Origin of the sequence: Novosphingobium sp. (genome assembly GCF_031424035.1) — a bacterium.
Lineage (GTDB): Bacteria > Pseudomonadota > Alphaproteobacteria > Sphingomonadales > Sphingomonadaceae > Novosphingobium.
Genome location: NZ_JANPGP010000129.1, coordinates 39,573 through 56,169 on the forward strand (window position 1 = coordinate 39,573; position 16,597 = coordinate 56,169).

At 62.2% G+C, this 16,597-nt stretch carries 15 protein-coding genes; 5 read left to right on the forward strand and 10 right to left on the reverse strand.

Going from position 1 to position 16,597, the window contains the following annotated elements; genetic code table 11:
* Positions 1 to 6 precede the first annotated feature (6 nt).
* The 7 genes from RMO89_RS17690 to RMO89_RS17720 are packed head-to-tail and all read right to left on the reverse strand — an operon-like array spanning position 7 to position 6,011.
* Positions 7 to 984: a glycosyltransferase family 2 protein gene (locus tag RMO89_RS17690; protein ID WP_310534796.1), complete on the reverse strand. Its 978-nt coding sequence runs from the start codon at positions 982 to 984 to the stop codon at positions 7 to 9.
* A complete protein-coding gene (locus RMO89_RS17695; protein WP_310534797.1) occupies positions 984 to 2,213 on the reverse strand; it encodes a nucleotidyltransferase family protein in 1,230 nt (409 codons plus the stop codon). The genes RMO89_RS17690 and RMO89_RS17695 overlap by 1 nt, the downstream gene beginning before the upstream one ends.
* Positions 2,213 to 4,132, reverse strand: a complete 1,920-nt coding sequence (locus RMO89_RS17700) for an asparagine synthase-related protein (protein WP_310534798.1) — start codon at positions 4,130 to 4,132, stop codon at positions 2,213 to 2,215. Before RMO89_RS17700 ends, RMO89_RS17695 begins: the two co-directional genes overlap by 1 nt.
* A gap of 10 nt (positions 4,133 to 4,142) precedes the next feature.
* A complete protein-coding gene (locus RMO89_RS17705; protein WP_310534799.1) occupies positions 4,143 to 4,694 on the reverse strand; it encodes a lasso peptide biosynthesis B2 protein in 552 nt (183 codons plus the stop codon).
* Complete coding sequence (locus tag RMO89_RS17710; protein WP_310534800.1) at positions 4,651 to 4,917, reverse strand: PqqD family protein; 267 nt, start codon at positions 4,915 to 4,917, stop codon at positions 4,651 to 4,653. The genes RMO89_RS17705 and RMO89_RS17710 overlap by 44 nt, the downstream gene beginning before the upstream one ends.
* A gap of 35 nt (positions 4,918 to 4,952) precedes the next feature.
* Positions 4,953 to 5,093, reverse strand: coding sequence for a hypothetical protein (locus RMO89_RS17715; protein WP_310534801.1), 141 nt, complete (start codon positions 5,091 to 5,093; stop codon positions 4,953 to 4,955).
* Between the two features lie 60 nt (positions 5,094 to 5,153).
* The gene (locus tag RMO89_RS17720) at positions 5,154 to 6,011 is read right to left on the reverse strand and encodes a hypothetical protein (RefSeq protein WP_310534802.1); all 858 of its coding nucleotides are present in this window, start codon (positions 6,009 to 6,011) and stop codon (positions 5,154 to 5,156) included.
* Positions 6,012 to 6,250: 239 nt separating this feature from the next.
* On the opposite strand from RMO89_RS17720, the gene RMO89_RS17725 reads away from it, so the two are divergent.
* From RMO89_RS17725 to RMO89_RS17735, 3 genes are all read left to right on the forward strand, one after another.
* Positions 6,251 to 8,005 (forward strand): ABC transporter ATP-binding protein, encoded by a 1,755-nt coding sequence (locus tag RMO89_RS17725; protein WP_310534803.1) that lies wholly within the window; start codon positions 6,251 to 6,253, stop codon positions 8,003 to 8,005.
* A 178-nt stretch (positions 8,006 to 8,183) separates the two neighbouring features.
* Entirely contained in the window at positions 8,184 to 8,453 is a 270-nt protein-coding gene (locus RMO89_RS17730; RefSeq protein ID WP_310534804.1) for a hypothetical protein, read from the forward strand.
* 197 nt (positions 8,454 to 8,650) lie between these two features.
* On the forward strand, positions 8,651 to 10,645 hold the full coding sequence (locus RMO89_RS17735) for a hypothetical protein (RefSeq protein WP_310534806.1): 1,995 nt from the start codon (positions 8,651 to 8,653) through the stop codon (positions 10,643 to 10,645).
* A gap of 326 nt (positions 10,646 to 10,971) precedes the next feature.
* On the opposite strand, the gene RMO89_RS17740 is transcribed toward RMO89_RS17735, so the two are convergent.
* Positions 10,972 to 12,429 carry a flippase gene (locus tag RMO89_RS17740; protein WP_310534807.1) on the reverse strand — a complete coding sequence of 486 codons (1,458 nt, stop codon included), beginning with the start codon at positions 12,427 to 12,429 and terminating at the stop codon, positions 10,972 to 10,974.
* Between the two features lie 189 nt (positions 12,430 to 12,618).
* Here RMO89_RS17740 and RMO89_RS17745 point away from each other — a divergent pair, with 189 nt between their 5' ends.
* Together RMO89_RS17745 and RMO89_RS17750 are read left to right on the forward strand one after the other, a co-directional pair.
* A complete protein-coding gene (locus tag RMO89_RS17745; RefSeq protein ID WP_310534808.1) occupies positions 12,619 to 13,734 on the forward strand; it encodes a glycoside hydrolase family 99-like domain-containing protein in 1,116 nt (371 codons plus the stop codon).
* A 106-nt stretch (positions 13,735 to 13,840) separates the two neighbouring features.
* Entirely contained in the window at positions 13,841 to 15,094 is a 1,254-nt protein-coding gene (locus tag RMO89_RS17750) for a hypothetical protein (RefSeq protein ID WP_310534809.1), read from the forward strand.
* Here the strand turns inward: RMO89_RS17750 and RMO89_RS17755 are convergent.
* A complete protein-coding gene (locus RMO89_RS17755) occupies positions 15,091 to 16,404 on the reverse strand; it encodes an O-antigen ligase family protein (RefSeq protein WP_310534811.1) in 1,314 nt (437 codons plus the stop codon). The two genes, RMO89_RS17750 and RMO89_RS17755, sit on opposite strands and share 4 nt — an antisense overlap.
* Positions 16,401 to 16,595 (reverse strand): hypothetical protein, encoded by a 195-nt coding sequence (locus RMO89_RS17760; protein WP_310534813.1) that lies wholly within the window; start codon positions 16,593 to 16,595, stop codon positions 16,401 to 16,403. The genes RMO89_RS17755 and RMO89_RS17760 overlap by 4 nt, the downstream gene beginning before the upstream one ends.
* Between the last annotated feature and the right edge of the window lie 2 nt (positions 16,596 to 16,597).

The following is a 16,597-nucleotide window of genomic DNA, read 5'->3' on the forward strand; positions in this document are numbered from 1 at the left end:
CGCTCGCTATCCGGCATTCCGGTCGGACACGTCGGCGCCGGCACTGGTCCACGTGCGGCGATCCTGCCAGACCGCATCCCAGACCCTCGCCTTGTCGGCACCTTTGCCGGATACCGCGCTGAGCAGGGCATATCCCGACCGCCGCAGCGCCGCCGCAAACAGGAAAAGGCCGTGGACCACGCGCGCCCGCAGCGGGCCCATGTGCTTGCGGGCCAGCGCCACCTTGGCCCGGATGACGCGGCGCACTGCCTGCGAGTTCGATGTCGCGCTGGCGCCGCCATAATGGATGATCGTTGCCGCCGGAGTGACGCGCGGGCGCGCGCCCATCATCGCGGCACGCAGGCAAAGGTCGGCCTCTTCGGCATACATGAAGAAGGCCTGATCGAAGCCGCCGAGGTCTTCCCACAAGGCCCGCTCGATCAGCAGGAAGCAGCCCGAAACTATATCAACTTCGCGCTCGCTGCCCCGGTCCCAGCCGCGCATCGCTTCGGGATCGAACAGCGAAAACCGTGACAGCAGCAGGCTGAGTCCGGTGGCAAAGCAGAACGCGCTCCAGACAGTTTGCCGGCCCCATGCCGATCCGATGTTGAGGCTGCCATCGCCAAAGACCGTGCGTCCGCCCCATATCCGTGCCTGCGGTGCGGCACGGGCGAAGTCCATCAGCCGGTCAACGGCAGAATCGAGCACGACCGTGTCGCTGTTCAGCAGCAGCAGGTATTTGCCGCGCGCCACCCTGGCAGCGATGTTATTGGCCTTGGCAAAGCCGTGATTGGCGGTCTCGCGCAGCAGGCGCACCTCGGGAAAGCGCTCCGCGATGGCATCGGCGGAACCGTCATGCGAGCCGTTGTCGATCAACAGCACCTCGAACGACCCATCGCGCGTCTCGCGGTACAGCGATTCAAGGCAGGCGATGGTCATGTCGCGCGTGTTCCAGTTGACCACCATGACCGAAAGTTCGGGGTCCGATGCGCCAGCAATGTTCATCAGATTCCCTTTTCCGGACTTTCCGACAGCCAGTCGCGCAAGGTATCGGCCTTGTCCATGTCGCGCTTGATTTCGGGGTCGAATTTCGCCCGGGCCAGCGCAGAAACGCGCTGCGCGATCCAGCGCGGATAGCCAAGGTAGCGCAGCGGATCGCCCGGCTCGCGACCGGCAATCGCGGCTAACGCCTCGGCGCGGGGCGAAAAGGCGCGGGCGAGGGTGGTCAACAGCCACCGGGCGGCGGATTTGCTATCGGCAATGTCATCGTGAAAGCGCAGCTCCCGGTCGCGCCCTTGCGGGGTGAGCATCGCGTGCATTGCCGCTTCGAGGAGCGCATTGCTGCCCGGCTCTGCTTCAGCGCGCCACTGTTTGTCCGGCAGTGCGCCAAGGTGGTCGACCAGGCCCAATGAAAGCCCCAGCGCCCGGCCCAGCCCCAGGGCTTGTGCGCGCTTTGCCAGTGCCGCCGGATCGATGGTCCCGCCGGCGATCAGTCCGGCAATGTCGGCGAGGAACTGCGGACCCGGATCGAACGGGCGATTAAGCGTGGCATGGGCCAGCAAGTGCAGGAAATTGCCCTCGGGATCGGCCACCCGCACCATTTCGCCCAAACATGAAACCGCAATCGCATCGCTCAGCAACCCGCAACGCAAGGCGGATTCGCCAGCCCAGCGCGCCTTGGTCGATCGCACGTGGAGTTCGGCCAGATTGCCGTTCTCGGGGTCGGCGATCACTGGCAGGTGGTGGCTGCCGGGATCGGTATCGCGCAAGTAGCCCGGCGGCACGGTCCAGCCGCAGCGCAGCAGGTCGGCGTGCAGCCGCGCTGCATCTCCGGGCGAGAGCAGCACATCGAGATCGCGCATGACGCGCAGCACGGGTTGGCCCGGGCGCTGCGTCATGACAAGCGCGCCGCCCTTGAGCACAACGTGGTCCATGCTCAGCTCGCTCATCCGCCAGGCTAGCACGGCCAACGTGCGGAGCTGTGACAAGGCGCGCAGCGTGTGCTCGCGCCGGTCGCAGTCGAGCAGGTTGCCGGCTTCGCCCGGTGCGCTCCAGCCGTGCCGATCGATGGCGCCCGCCACCAATGGACCCAGCCGGAACGCAACGGCCTGCCGGACCAGCGCCGACCATGAACCGGCGTCCAGCTGGCTGAGTTCGCCGTCGAGCGCGCTGCCCGCTCCGGCGGCAATCCGCAGCAGGAGGACATCCACCGGATCGATGGTTTTGGCCGTCATCAACCGTTCGACCCGTTGGCAAAGCGGATGAACCGGCTCGCCGCGATGGTTCGGCTGCTGGCCAGAGCGACGGTTTCAAAGACCCGGCTGGCGCGTGTGTCGCGGCCGTCCCATTGTTCGAGCGCGGCGGTGATGCGCGGCAGGTCGAACCGCTCGGCCATGCTATCGTCGGTGACCATGGCGTTCAATTCGGCGAGCATCGCTGGCCGCGCCCGCTCCAGCCGCAGCGGCCAGTCAGCGCCTTGCTGGCCGATCCGGTTTTCCAGCCGGACAGCTTCGGGGATGCGTCCTTTCAGGACCCGGCGCGCCAGCCAGCGCGACACGCCATCGCGGCGATACTGGTCTTCGGGGATGCCGGCGCAAAATTCGAACAGCGGACGGTAGGCGGTGGGATCGCGGAAGGGCAGGCCGTGCAACAGCTCGAGGGCCAACTCGGTGTCCCCCGCCTCGGCGCTGCCCATCGACAGGAGCTGGCCGCGGGCCAGCCGCGAAGTGCGGGCGGGGCGTTGAGGAATCGCGTCTGCCAGATCGTGCAGGCCGTGTCGGCGCAAGTATTCCTCGCGCAGAGGGCCGGCCAGATCGTCTGGTCCCGGACTTACCAGCTTGCTCAGCCGCACCCGGATCGGCCGGGGCAGGTTGGGCATGACCGCCCAGGTGATCAGCCGGCGGTACAGCGGTCTCGCCCGGTCAACGCTGCGCAGTTCGCGCGCCAGCCGCATCATGTTCCCTTGCCGCAGCCACAAGGCAAAGGCGGTGTCACCGTCATAGCTGAAGCTGGCGTTGCCGCTTGATCCGCTCAGCATGACATCGCAGCCCTGTGCCGATGCCTGTGCCAGCGATTGATGGATCCAGTGCAGGTTAAGCGCGGCGAGTGGCATTGCGCTGCCCAGCAGGAACATTTCGGACAGATGGTGGGTAAAGTCGCGGTCCGCTGCCTCGACGGTGTGGACGTTCAGGCGCGGATACATGGCGGCAAGCGCTTCAACATGGGCGCGTTCATCCGGAAACGTATCAACCCGTTCGATGGGGATAAACCCTTGCGTGGGCACCGAGGTATAGCACTCCAGCGGCTCCTTCGGCCCGATGGCGTCCAGCGCGTAACTGGCGACGGCCTGCGAATCGAGCCCGCCGGACAGCAGCAGGCCCGGCTTGCGGACTCCGATGAGGGCTTCGGCGGTGGCGCGGGTGAACAGATCGTCCAGCGCCTCGACATAGTTCTCGTCGCGCTTGAAGCGAACTTCGGACAGGGCTTCGATCGACCAGAACCGGCGCGAAGTTTGCGCCCCCCGGCGCCAGGTCATCACGGTTCCGCCTTCAAGCCGGTTGATGCCGGAAAACCAGCTGCGCGTGGGATCGGCGAAGCTGCCGACCAGTGCTGCATCAAGCTTGGCATCATCCAGCCGCCGCGGCGCGCCGGCGGCAAAGATCGCGCGCGGGGTGGAGGCGATGACCAGCCGCGTGCCATCGCTCCACCAGTGCAGCGGCGAGGGATCGACCGGGCTGCGCGCGGCGCGGACCAGGCCCTGATCGGGATGCCACAGCACGGCGGCATAGTGTCCGTTAACCTGCCGGTCGCAGTCGTCTCCCCAGCGTGCATAGGCTGCGGCATAAATCTCGCCATCGTCGAATGGTTGGCCGGGCGGAAGGCCAAGCCGTAGCCGCAAGTCGCTACGATCATGCAGGTGCCCGGCGAACAGGATCTGCACGCCGTGGTGGCTTTTGCCCGGGCCCGCTTGTCCGGTCGTGCCGTCCCGGTGCCGGACAAGCAGGATGGCGCCGGGCGCGGAATCGGACCGGACCTTGCCGCCCCTGCCAAGTTCGAGCGAAGCAGCCATCCGCTCGGCCGTGCCATCTGCCCAGCCGTGGCGAGCAAAGTCGATTGCCGCCGCGATGAGCAGGTTGGAGGCGGGCGCGGTCATGGTTGGTTGGTCAGGCAGGCTGGTTGGACAGGGTCATCAGCACAGCATAGTCGCTGCGCTCGCAATTGCCGAGGATCATGATACCGCCCAGCTCGACCCAGGCATGATAGGGATCTTGCGCGGCAGTGCGGCCGGACTTCAGCATGGCGATCACCAGATTGCTGGCAATGCGGCTGCTGCGCAATTGCCATTGCAGGACCATCGCTTGCGGCAGGCATTTCACGGTGAAGGGGAAATGGCTCGCTGCCCGAATCACGTGCAGGGTGTGCCGGGATGCGGTCCGCAACACGGCGTCATCCGGTTCTTGCTGCGGGATGGAGAGGGGATCGGCGAGCGAGCCGAGGTATCCGCGCCAGACGCGCATCGGCACGAATCGCACCAGTGCTGAGGCCAGCAAGAGTTGCGCCATGGCGATCGCAGTGCGGAAACGGCCTTGCCAGGTCATCGGCTTGTCGGGGCATCTCTGCCCGAGACGGGCTTCGATCGAGGCATCGGGACCAAGTGCGAAAAGCGGCGAGTTATCCGCCGCGCCTGACGAAGCGGAGTGCTTCCAGCTGGCCAAGGAAATCCACGACCTCTGACCTTGCCGCATCGGCATCGATAGCGAATTGCTTGGTCAAGCCAGTAGTGATGTCATCGACATCACCGGATTCGTCGAGCAGGCGCCAAATCTCGACACCTGAGCCCTTGATCGCGAAAAACTCGCCTGACGAGGCGGAAATCAGCACAATTTCGCCATCAACTTCGGCAGCGCCGAAGGCGTCAGGCAGTTTTTCGAAGATCATCGGAAATTAGGAATGCGAGAAGGAACGTTCAGCCTTCAGGAAGCCTGAGCTGCTGCGGCCTTGTGCACGTCCGACGCCGCGCCGTTACCCTGGGCAACCGAGCGCAGGTCAACCTTCAGTGCAGCGACTTCCGGCTTCTGCCATACGCGCTTCGAATCGTACTGTGAAACTGACATGGCTAATGCACCTTAAACCGTTAATCGTGGCAGCATTACTATCTTTGCTGCACCGCAACGTCAATCGAATTGTAAATTCGCGTCTTTGCTTGCCCGCGACAATTCTTTGGCGAGAAATTGCGTCGTATCGGCAAATAAAGCGCGGTTTTTTGCCCGAACAAACTCCCATACGCGCAACTTGCCCGCCAGTTCGATCATTAACGCGGAATGGTCGCGGTCGCTGGCGATCTGGACATAGAGGTCCGGACGATACAGCGAATCGGCACACCGCTTTATCTTTTCGGCGCCCCTGACCTGCCGCAAGGCAACGTCCGGTCCATCGGTTTCGACCAGGACAACAAGGTCGGTCAGCGGCAGCAGCGCCGACGATGATGCACTGACATGGTCAGCATAGAACTTGTCCACGCCGGGTTGCAGGCGCTCTCCCCGTTCGACTTTGGTGAGTTCGAAGGCGTTGTCCCACAGCTTCAGCCGCTTGTGCCCAGGCATGGCGACGAAGGCACCGTCCTGCCGGTCGAGGATGAGGGTGTCGTCCGCGTAAAGCGGATATCCGTAAGCGCCCAGCGCTGCGGCGAGGGTCGATTTGCCCGCCCCCGAATCGCCCGCTAGCGCGATGAGGTTGCCGCCCGATTGCACCGCGCTGACATGCAGCGCGACCAGTCCGTTGAACCAGGCCGCTAGGCCAGTGACCGAACCCATGTGCCATAGTTCCAGTTCTGCCGAGGTCGTGCCGGGAAGGCACAGGCAGGCGGTGCCGGTGTCCTTGCGGTATTCGAACCGGATGCGGTCCTCGACGCAGATATTGAAACCGCCTTCGACCGGGGTGAAGAACAGGTCGGAATTGCCCAACCTTTCGGCATGCGTGACCGAGGACAGTGTGCCGGTGGCATCGAAGAATTGCTGGAGTTTCGTCGTCATCCGGATCTCTGGTGATTACCCCGGTTCCGGGTCTGCCTGGCCATTCAGGCCGGCCACCCGGTCTGATCATCCGGGCCACCCTCGCACCTGACAGCTTTTTGCACCGGCAGCAAGGCGCCGCGCCTCGGGTGGCTAGTTGGCAACTGGCTCCTGCAATCTTTGCTGTGCGTCGGGGCGGCTTGGGCTATGCCTTGATTGAGCACCTCGTCATGGGGGCTGGCAGGAGGCTTGCGACAGGAATGGCGACCGGATCGAAGGCGCTGCCCCAGCTACGGGCCTTCGCTGCTGCGTTCCGCGCGCTCGGTCCGGGGCGTCTGGCCTTGGTGCTGGGACTGGTGATAGCTGGATCGTTGCTGGAAAGCGTCGGCATCCTGATGCTGATGCCGCTGCTTGGCATTGTCTTCGGCTCGGCCCCGGCCAGTGGCGGCGCGGTGTGGCAGGCGGTCGTCAGCTTTGTCCCTCAAGGATTGGGCAGCACCGGGCTGCTCGCCGGCATCCTCGGGTTCTTTGCGATCCTGCTTGGCATTCGCGCGGTCGTTGCCTGGCAGCGTGATCTGCAATCACTGCGGCTTTCGCTCGATCTGGTCGACCGGCAGCGCGAAGACCTCGTGCGCGCGATCGCCGGCGCTGACTGGCGGCAAGTACAGGAACTGAGGCACTCCCGTCTCGAATTCGCGATGAACGCCGAAGTGACGCGCTTGTCGATTGGTACGGATCGGCTGCTGCAAGCCACGGTGGCAATCCTGCAACTGGCCTTCCTGCTGGCTCTGGCCTTGTGGCTTTCGCCAGCATTGACGGCTATCGCGGCGGCGGCAGTCGTGGCCGGCATTCCCCTGCTACTCCCGATCGTGCGCGCCTCTCACCGGCATGGCGAGGAACTGAGCAGCTATGGGGCTGAACGTCAGGCGGTGTTCAGCGATTTTCTCGCCGGGATGAAGCTGGCCAAGGCCTATCGCGCCGAAGCGCGCTACACCGGCGATTTCCTGACCGTTTGCCGCAATATTCGCGAGCGGGCGCTCGCCTTTTCCAGTTTGCAGGTGATCAGCCACAATGCGTTCCAGTTTGCTGCCGGACTGGCGGCAGCCGGCATCGTCTTTGCCGGGATCCAGTGGCTGCATACGGCGCCGGTGTTGCTGTTCACGATGCTGGCGCTGATGACGCGGATCATCGGGCCGGTCCAGCAACTGGCGCAATCGGTGCAGGACGTGCTGATCATGCTGCCGGCCTTCGGCAACCTCTCCCGCATTGCGCTGGCGCTGGAACCCGCGCGTGACCCGGCGGGAGTGTCCGCCACAGCAGGCACGAGTGAACAGCCAAATCTGCCGCCGGCCGGTCCGCTCGGCGTTCGGCTCGATTCGGTGAGTTACAGCTTGCCCCACGGCGGGCACAGGCTGCTCGAAAACGTTACCCTGTCCATCGAAGCCGGAGAGATCGCCGTGCTGCTCGGGCCTTCGGGAAGCGGCAAGACTACCTTGGCCGACATGATGATGGGGCTTGTCAGCCCTCCGTCCGGGCAGGTTCGCGTGGGCGGCGTAGCGCCGGCCGGCGGGCAAGTCGCTTTGGGTACACGGCGACTGGCGGGCTATGTTCCGCAGGAATCGTTTCTGTTCGATCTCAGCTTGCGAGAAAACCTGATATGGGCCGCGCCCGAGGCCAACGAGGATGACTTGTGGCGGGCTTTGGCCTTGGCCGAGGCGGAGGAGTTTGTCCGCCGCTTGCCTCAGGGACTCGATACGGCAACGGGCAACCGGGGCTCCCGGCTTTCCGGAGGCGAGCGACAGCGGATATGCCTGGCGCGCGCGCTGCTTGGCCGGCCGGGCCTGCTGATCCTCGACGAGGCGACCAGTGCGCTGGATCCTGAGGTGGAACTGCGGTTGCTGGATACTATCAGCAACCTGCGTGGCAAGACGACCGTACTGCTTATTGCACACCGTCTGCACGAATCCTTCGCTGCCGATCGCACATTCATGCTGCGCGAAGGCAGGATTGAATGATCGCACGTCAGGCCCGACGCTCTGCACAGTGCAAGGCAACTGCTTGAGGCCTGCAAGGCGGTTACCCCCTGTATTCCGACCGCTTCGACCCGGCCGCAGATTCCACTTTCCTACATGATGGCACATTGCATAGAAGAATGTTCCTTCTTTGTTCTTGCATCATTCAGGAGTATGTGCCTTGCCCTCGAACCCTTTCGAATATTCCGCCGATTCCGTTTCCAGCCCGGCCCGCAATTGCATCGCGGTCGTCCCCAGCGATGCCCTTGAGCTCACCGTCGTGACCAAAGCGCTTTACGTCGGCACGGGCGGAAACGTGGTGGTCCGTCCGGTTGATGCCGCCACCGATATCACCTTTGCCAACGTGCCGACCGGTACCGTCCTTCCGGTTCGCGCCCGCGCAGTTCGCGCCACCGGTACGACCGCAAGCCAGATCGTGGGCCTCGCCTGATGTTCGGTATCGACTACAAGGTAACCAGCACGTTGCAGAATCGCGGCGGGGGCGGGGCCCCTCCTCCGCCTCCGCCTCCTCCGCCACCGCCACCTCCGCCCCCACCACCACCTCCTCCCCCGCCGGCATTTGCGCCCAGCAGCCTTTTTGCCGCCGGCGAAGAAGGTTTCTGGTTCGACATCCAGGACCTTGCGACCATGTTCCAGGATACGGCTGCGACTGTACCGGCCGTGGTCGGACAGGCTGTTGCGCGCATCAATGACAAGAGCGGGCGTGGCCACAACGCCACTCAGGCTACGGCGACTCAGCGACCGGTTCTTCGCCAGAACGCGACGACGGGGAAGTACTTCCTCGAATTCGACGGGGTGGATGACAACCTGACGACAACCGTAGCCTTCGGCCCGGTGAGCGTCCTTTCGACCTTCGCCGCCCTGCGCAACCGGGCCCAGGTGAACCTATCGGGCATCGTTGAAATGGCCTCTAGCGCAGCACCCGGGCCGTCAACCTTTCGAATCAGACAACGCGCATCCGGATCGAACACGATCTGGGATGCGCTACTTTCGGCTACTGCCACCGAAGGTTCGGGCGCCAATGCAACGGCCAACTCGACTGCGCCTAACACCATGGTCATGTCATCGCAGCACGATATCCCCGGAGACCTGTCGACAATTCGCGTCAACGGTGTGGCGGGCGTCAATGGCGTCGGTGACAAGGGCACGAATGCGCTCGGCACCGTAACCGTCAATATCGGCAAGATGTCGTTCCGCCCCGGCATTGCCGCCGACATTTACGGGCTCATCGTTCGCGGCGCGCTGACCGCTGATCCGGTACCGGCCGAATACTGGCTTGATACCGCGATGGGAGGCGGAGTCATGCCCCCTTTTGAGCCGCCGGCCCCACCGCTCAATCGGCCCGACGAGGGCTTTGCGCGCGAGCTGGGGGGCCGGTTCCCGTGGATGGCTTTCGCCCAGCCATCATCGCAATTCACGTTCTGGTCTGACGTGGGAGCCAACATCATGGATAGCTGGAACCCGAATGTTTCCGGGGTCAGCGGATATGATCCGGCGAATATGTCGAGCTTCACGAACCAGCACAGGAACGCAGCACAGGCGTGGGACAGCGCGGCAATCGCGGCAGGATTCAAGCTTGCCCGGCATCCGTTCACATCAACGCGGGCCTTGGCTGACCTTGCTCCGGCTATGCGCCCGAATATTGCTGGCTGGCCGGTGCAGGACGAACCCGAGGCTGGCAGTGGCTTCAACATTGCTCCTCAGCTGGCGATGATTGATGCGGCGGACCCGACGTTCACCGTGCCGCGCGCGATGAACAACACCGGACCCGCTGTCATCTACCAACAGGGCGTAACGCTGTTCCCTTACTTCGACCAGTTCGCGGCCTATCCGGCGGTGCAGGCAGGCTTCGACATGTATCCGGTGCAGCAGACCACAGCCGGCAAGACCGTGGTTATGGCGTATCGCCCCAATGGACAGCCCTATACTGCCACTCATGCTTCGGCGGGCCTTGTATCTGCCCGCACCGAGCAATGGTCGGTGAGCGGCGTGATGAAGGTAAACTGGCTGGCTGCATCGCCCTATGCCGTTTTTATCGCTACGGGTGGCTTTGTCGAAGGGTATCAGACCGAACTTCGGGTGCCGACGCCCGAGCAGGTGCGATTCCAGATTGCCGATGCAATCGTCATGGGGGCGGAAGCGATCAGCTTCTTCCCGCAGCGCTTTGAATGGATCGCCGGGGCCAAGACGTTCACCAGTCACAATGCCACGCCGGCGGCTGTGAAAACGGCGCTGACTCAGGTCATCACACGGTGGAAGCAGCTGGAAACGGGATTCGCTGCCAACCTCCTCGTCAATCCGCTGACCAACCGGATCTGGCCGACGACTTACCGCGTCTGTCCGGATACGGTGCCAACAGGCCAGCAGACCACGGCAGAAAGCGGTCTGGTGTTCGCCGCACCGCCCACTTCAGAATTCCTTCCCGGTCCATTCCAGGGATCAAAGCGGGTGACAAGTCTGGGCAATGTCTATTTCATCCAGAACATGATGGATGAACCAGGAACGCTGACCGACGCAACCTGGGGCTTTGCCGGCGTAGCCTTCGCTGCGCGTGAGACACGGGTGTTTTTCGAAGCCAACAAGGCCAACGCCGTGTGGAGCGATATCGGCGGAATTCTGTAACCCTCGGTTCCGGGAGCGCACCAACGTATTGTTGGATGTTCGCGGACACCACGATTTCGGGCCGGCTTCCTGCGTTCAGCAGGCCGCCGGCCCGATTTTCAATCGGGTGGTAGCGCTCAAAGACGCGGCAGGGCGATCAGCAGAATAACGATGATGGCCAGGATACCGCCGCCATACCAGATGACCTGGCTCTTAGTGCGCCGCGAATAGTCATGATTGGACATTTGGATGATCTTTCAGCAAGGGCCTTGCGCGCAGGCCATAATCGCTCGCCTGAAGATGGACAAGCCTTCAGACCCCAACGGGAGCGCAAAGCCGGATGGCCTTTATTTCAGGCCCGGCACCAGCCGGTATATCAGCGACCGGATTGGCCTCGACATTTCTTCTGGCAAATTCTTCACAGCGTAGATCAGCGACGCAAAACCCATACCGATCGCAGCGGTAAAGGCGTTCTGCCAGCTGTGGAGATGATTGGCGATTGCCAACACGACCAATACCGCCAAAGCAGGCGGCAACAAGGTGCCAAGCACTGTGGCATTCCAGCTGTGGCCTGCCTTCAGCAGGACGAGCAGGTCCACTAGGCAGCGTAGGGAAAAGGCGACAGCCAATCCTATAAGGCCCCACTGCAAACCCAGAAAATACAGCATCGCCATGTAAAATGGCAGTTCCACGGAATGGAGCAGTGCAGTAAATCGCGGATTCCCGCGCGCCTGGATCAGCGCGTATGGGACATTGGCGATACCGTTCACCCAGAATCCGGCGAGGACGATCTGGGCAACCGGAACCGATCGCGGATCGAGCCGTGATCCAAGCCAAAGTTCCAAAAGCGGCTGGGCAAGGGCCATCAGGACGAGAATTACCGGAGCAAACGCCAAGCCTACGGCAATCGTCGCTTCCGCCGCTCGCTCCTTTGACCGTTCGTGCGAATCAAAGGCGAAGCGCGGGAAAAGGACCTGTGCTATTGCCGAAGGGATCACCGTGGTCCGGTTGGCGATCTGGAAAGGTATCGCGTAGGCCGCGACAGCCACTGCTCCCAGCACGGAGCCGATGACGAAGCGGTCAGCGAAGATCATCAGCGGACTGACAAAGGCGGAGACCATTACCCACTTGCCGAATGACATCAGGTGCCTGGCCTCTCTTGCAGAAATAGCCACGGCCTGACCTCTGAGGAATCGCCACCAGACGGCGCCGGACATCATGACCAGCGCGATGCCGCGCGCGATCAGCGACGCGGCGATCAAGACGCCCAGATGATTTCCCAGCAAGCTGGCGGCCAACAAGGGCAGGAGCTGAAGTGCGGAATTGCCGATCAGGTTGCTCAACGACACCAGCTTGAATCGCTCAATTCCCATCAGGCTGCCGGAGGTCACACCGGTGAGCGCCACGATCGGGTTGCACAGGGCCAGCATCCACAGCGAGTCCAGCAATTCGCCCCGCAGGCCTGGTTCAACCTTGAACAGGCTGCCGAAAAACCAGTGGCCGCCCCAGTAAATCAGCAATGCTCCCAGCACGGCAAAGCCGGAAATGGCAGCCAGCCCGGACCAGACGATTTCGGCGAGCTGCTTTGCGTCGGCACCGCGGCATGAAGCGATGCGCTGGGTGATTGCTCGCCCGATGCCGAAATCGGCCTGTCCGAAATAGCCGAGGAGAAGCCAGGCAATCGACAAGGCTCCGTAGCGCTCCATGCCGATCGCCCTAATGTAAAAAGGGACCGTGGCTATGCCGATTACAATCGGCAGGATTGTCCCCGCAAGGCTATAGAAGCTGTTCTTGACCAGGGACATGCGGCCGCCATCAGTCTTGCATCGTCAGTCTGTCAAGCTCCGACACTCGGGGTATGCGATAACCATGACAATTCCGTTGATATCTGTGGCCGGGTTGGACGACCGGCAGTAACCAGATGTGGCCTAGACAGCAGCCAGAGACCGAAAATTCTTCTCGCGTAGGGCCCGTTAGCTTCTATACGAACGCCCATGAGACATTCGCCGGATGACGTTCAAGCAATCGCGATCCACCTGCCGCAATTTCACCCGATTCCTGAAAACGACGAATGGTGGGGCAAGGGGTTCACCGAGTGGACCAATGTGGCGAAGGCCAAACCGCTATTCCCCGGACATGACCAGCCCAGACTGCCTGCCGATCTTGGCTTTTACGACTTGCGGCTTGACGAAGTGCGCGCCGCTCAGGCGGAAATGGCAAAGGCATATGGGATTTCGGCGTTCTGCTATTACCATTATTGGTTCAACGGTCGGCGCATCCTTGAACGCCCGGTGCAAGAAATTCATGCATCGGGTGAACCGGATTTCCCCTTCTGCCTGTGCTGGGCCAACGAGAATTGGACTCGCACCTGGGACGGGACGGAAAGCTCTGTCCTGCTTCACCAGGACTATAGTCCGGACGATGACAGGGCGCATATTAGGTCCTTGATCCCGCTGTTTTCAGATCCCCGTTACCTGCGGATCGACGGTAAAATTGCGTTCTTCGTTTATAGGTCGAATCGTCTTCCCGATCCGGCGGCGACTGTCGCGATCTGGCGGGAGGAAGTCGGGCGGGCCGGTCTTGGAGAACTGTTCCTCGGCGAATTCACGACCAGCGACGTCAATCTGGCGACGTCGGGTTTCGACGTTGCGGTGGAATTCGCGCCCAGTCCCTATGCGCTGCCAAAGCAACGCCGGTTCCAACGCCTGCTGACGAAAATCTGGTGCCGATCCTTCGCGCGCACGCGCGGGACACGTCAGGCCGCCATTCATCTGTACGATGACCTTTGCGAGGCGATGGTCGGACGCGAGACTCCGGCGGGCGTTACGAGTGATCGGTGGCTGCGGTGTGTTTCGCCATCTTGGGACAATTCGCCGCGCCGCAAGGACAAGCCGCTCATCTTCATCGGCTCGACGCCCGGGAAATATGAAGCCTGGCTTCGCAGCATGGTCCGCTGGACGCGTTCTAAATTGCCGCCGGGACGTCGCTTCGTTTTTATCAATGCTTGGAACGAATGGGCCGAAGGAAATTTCCTGGAGCCTGATCAGAAAAATGGCCACGCCTACCTAGAAGCGACCAAGCGTGCGCTTTCTTCCGAAGCAAATGAATAGCGATGTTACCTCCGCCACGGAACGGAAAGAATACTAAATTCCGAACGCTGTTCGCCAATGCTCCTCAAAGCCGGAATCGACTAGTTTGGGCCTGGAAATTATAGACATGCGCGCTCTGCTAAAACGCCATATTCCCACGTCCCTGCGCAATCTGGTGATCAGCGCGCGTGGGCGGCTGGCCGCGCCGCCAATCGATGACGTTGTGCTGGCCGACTATGGTTTTGTTGCCGAAGGTTCGAGGGTCCCGCGCCTGAACCTGATGATGCCGAATCTGTCAAAGGCCACAGCGTTCGGCGGTGTCATGACCGGCCTCGACATCTTTTTCAGCCTCGCCGCCGCGCTACGCCGGACCGGCACGTGGGACCTGCGTATCATCCTGAGCGAGCCGGGGCGCGATACGGATGTGGCCATTGCCGCAAGGGTCGCTCAGCGTCACGGCATTGCATCGGCCGACCTGGTAATGGAACTGCTCGCACCCGGTTCCGGTTCGCTGGCCATGCGGCGCGGTGACGTCGTCATTGCCTATAACTGGTGGTGCGCGCTCAATGTCCAGCCGCTGATCGCGGAGCAGGCGCGGCACTTCGGCGAGGAGCGATTACCCCTGGTGTATCTCATCCAGGAATACGAACCCAATTTCTATGCGATGTCGACCGCGCACATGCTGGCGCGGGAAGCCTATGACGGCGCAGGCCGGCTGTGGGGCGTATTCAACAGTTCGAACCTGCACCGCTGGTTTGAACATGTCGGCCACCATGCCGAGCGCAGCTTCATCTTCGAACCTGTGATCAACGATGCACTTAGGCCCTATCTGGCGCAGGTCGGTGGGCATGAGCGCGCCCGGCGCATCGTGGTCTATGGTCGGCCCAATATCGAGCGCAATTGCTTTCCGGCCCTGGTGCGCGGGCTGAATGCCTGGATCGCACAGGATCCGGATCACACCACCTGGGAGATTGTCTCGGCTGGAACCCCGCACCCGCCCGTCCAGCTTGACGGAGGCCACGTCATCCGCTCGCTCGGCAAGCTCTCGCTCGATGACTATGCGCAGCTCATGCTGACCAGCTCGGTCGGGATCAGCCTGATGGCTTCGCCGCATCCCAGTTATCCGCCGCTGGAAATGGCGCACTTCGGCCTGCGCACGGTTACCAACGGCTATTTCCTGAAGAACCTCGCGGCATGGCATCCCAACATCGTCTCCACCGACGCAATCAGCGCGTCACGCCTTGGCGAGACGATCGCAATTGCCCGTGCTGCGTCGCGGAACCCGGCGCCCGCAGCGGTCAATGCCGAGTTCGTGCGGAGCGATCCGTATCCGTTCATGGCCGAACTTGTTGAGGCAGTCGGCGATCTGGTGCAAACCTAGGCGCTGGCTGATCGCCGCATCTTTTTGCTGTGCGCAATAAGCTCTGGCAACTTGCGGCTGAGCGCGACCCGACGGTCGAACAGGGTTATCATGCTGGATGCGGCGCCAAGCATGAAAATGTACCAGATCTGGAATTCGTTGACGAATGCCACGGTCAGCCCCAGCGCCGTGGCGCAAGCCAGGATGATCATCATCGCGCTGTACGGGCTGCCCGCCCTTTCCGGCAGCTTCATCGAAATGCTGCCCAGACGATAGATCACAAACAAGGAAAGGGCGAAGAAGAGGACAAACCCTGGAATGCCATACCGCAGTGCGAGGAACAACCAGTGGTTGTCGACGCTGTTGTTGGTAATCCAAAAGGGCTTATCGTAGCCAGAATATCCAAAACCGAACAGTGGTTTCCGCGCTACGCTGGCTGTGCCGTACTCCCAGATGACCAGACGAAAATAGCCGGTCTGGGAGTCAAACGCGCCATACCGGATGATGGTGGCAACGGCTCCACCTTTGGACAGGATCTGCAGCAAGGCAAGCGCGCATACTGTCATCAAGGCCAGCGGACGCCATTCAGTGCGATACCCGGCGACCTTGATGATCTTGCGGTAGACCAGGAACCCTGCTTGCAGGACCAGCCCGGCAAGCGCGGCGGAACTCAGGGTGAAAAACCCTGAAAGACCCGCAGCAATGCCCAGCCATCGCGAAATCTGTCCCCGCACGATCATGCCATACAGCGTCACGAAGGATGACATGAATAGCCCGGCCAGAATGGCATGGCTGAACGGTCCGAACGCGCGCAGCAGGCCCAGGCGGTACTGGTCTACCGAGGTGCCAATCGCTCCCTCGAGCGGAAAAATATCAATCACGCGAAACGTGCCGGTGACGCTTTCAATGAACAGCAGTCCTGCGACGACCAGCATGCCCGGCAAGATGAGTTTGAGGATTCGGGCAATATCGTCTTCATCCCGGATGCAGCCCCGCGCGAGGAACCATGTGCCCAGAATGTCGATGACATCGCGGCCGCCGCTTTCGATGCCCCGCGAAAGCCCGCGGTTGACGAGGAATGACAGCACCATCCACGCGACACCCGCCAGCACCAGATAATCGAATGCCCTGAGATGCAGTCGCACCCGGATGCACTGGGCCAGGATGAAGGGCAGCATCACGATCAGGTAGACGCGGCTGGCATAGAACAGCAGGTCGCCGACTTCCACCGTCAGGCCGGCGGGAACGAACAGGGTATAGATCAGCCCGGCCGGCATCAGGGCCGCCAAGGCGTCCATGCCGGTCTTGGCGCGGGCTTGTCTTGCTATCATTGCGCCATGGTCCGGTTGGCCAATCCACTCTGGTCGAGGCGAAATGCCTGCAACGGCTCCTGCCCGATTACGGTCACGCGGCCAAGCAGGTTTGCATGAAGCCGCCAACTAAACCCGATCTCGCGGCGGATTGAACGAACGCGGGCCACCTTCGATTGTTCCTTGAACTGACGATGCTGCTTCGGCGCCATGA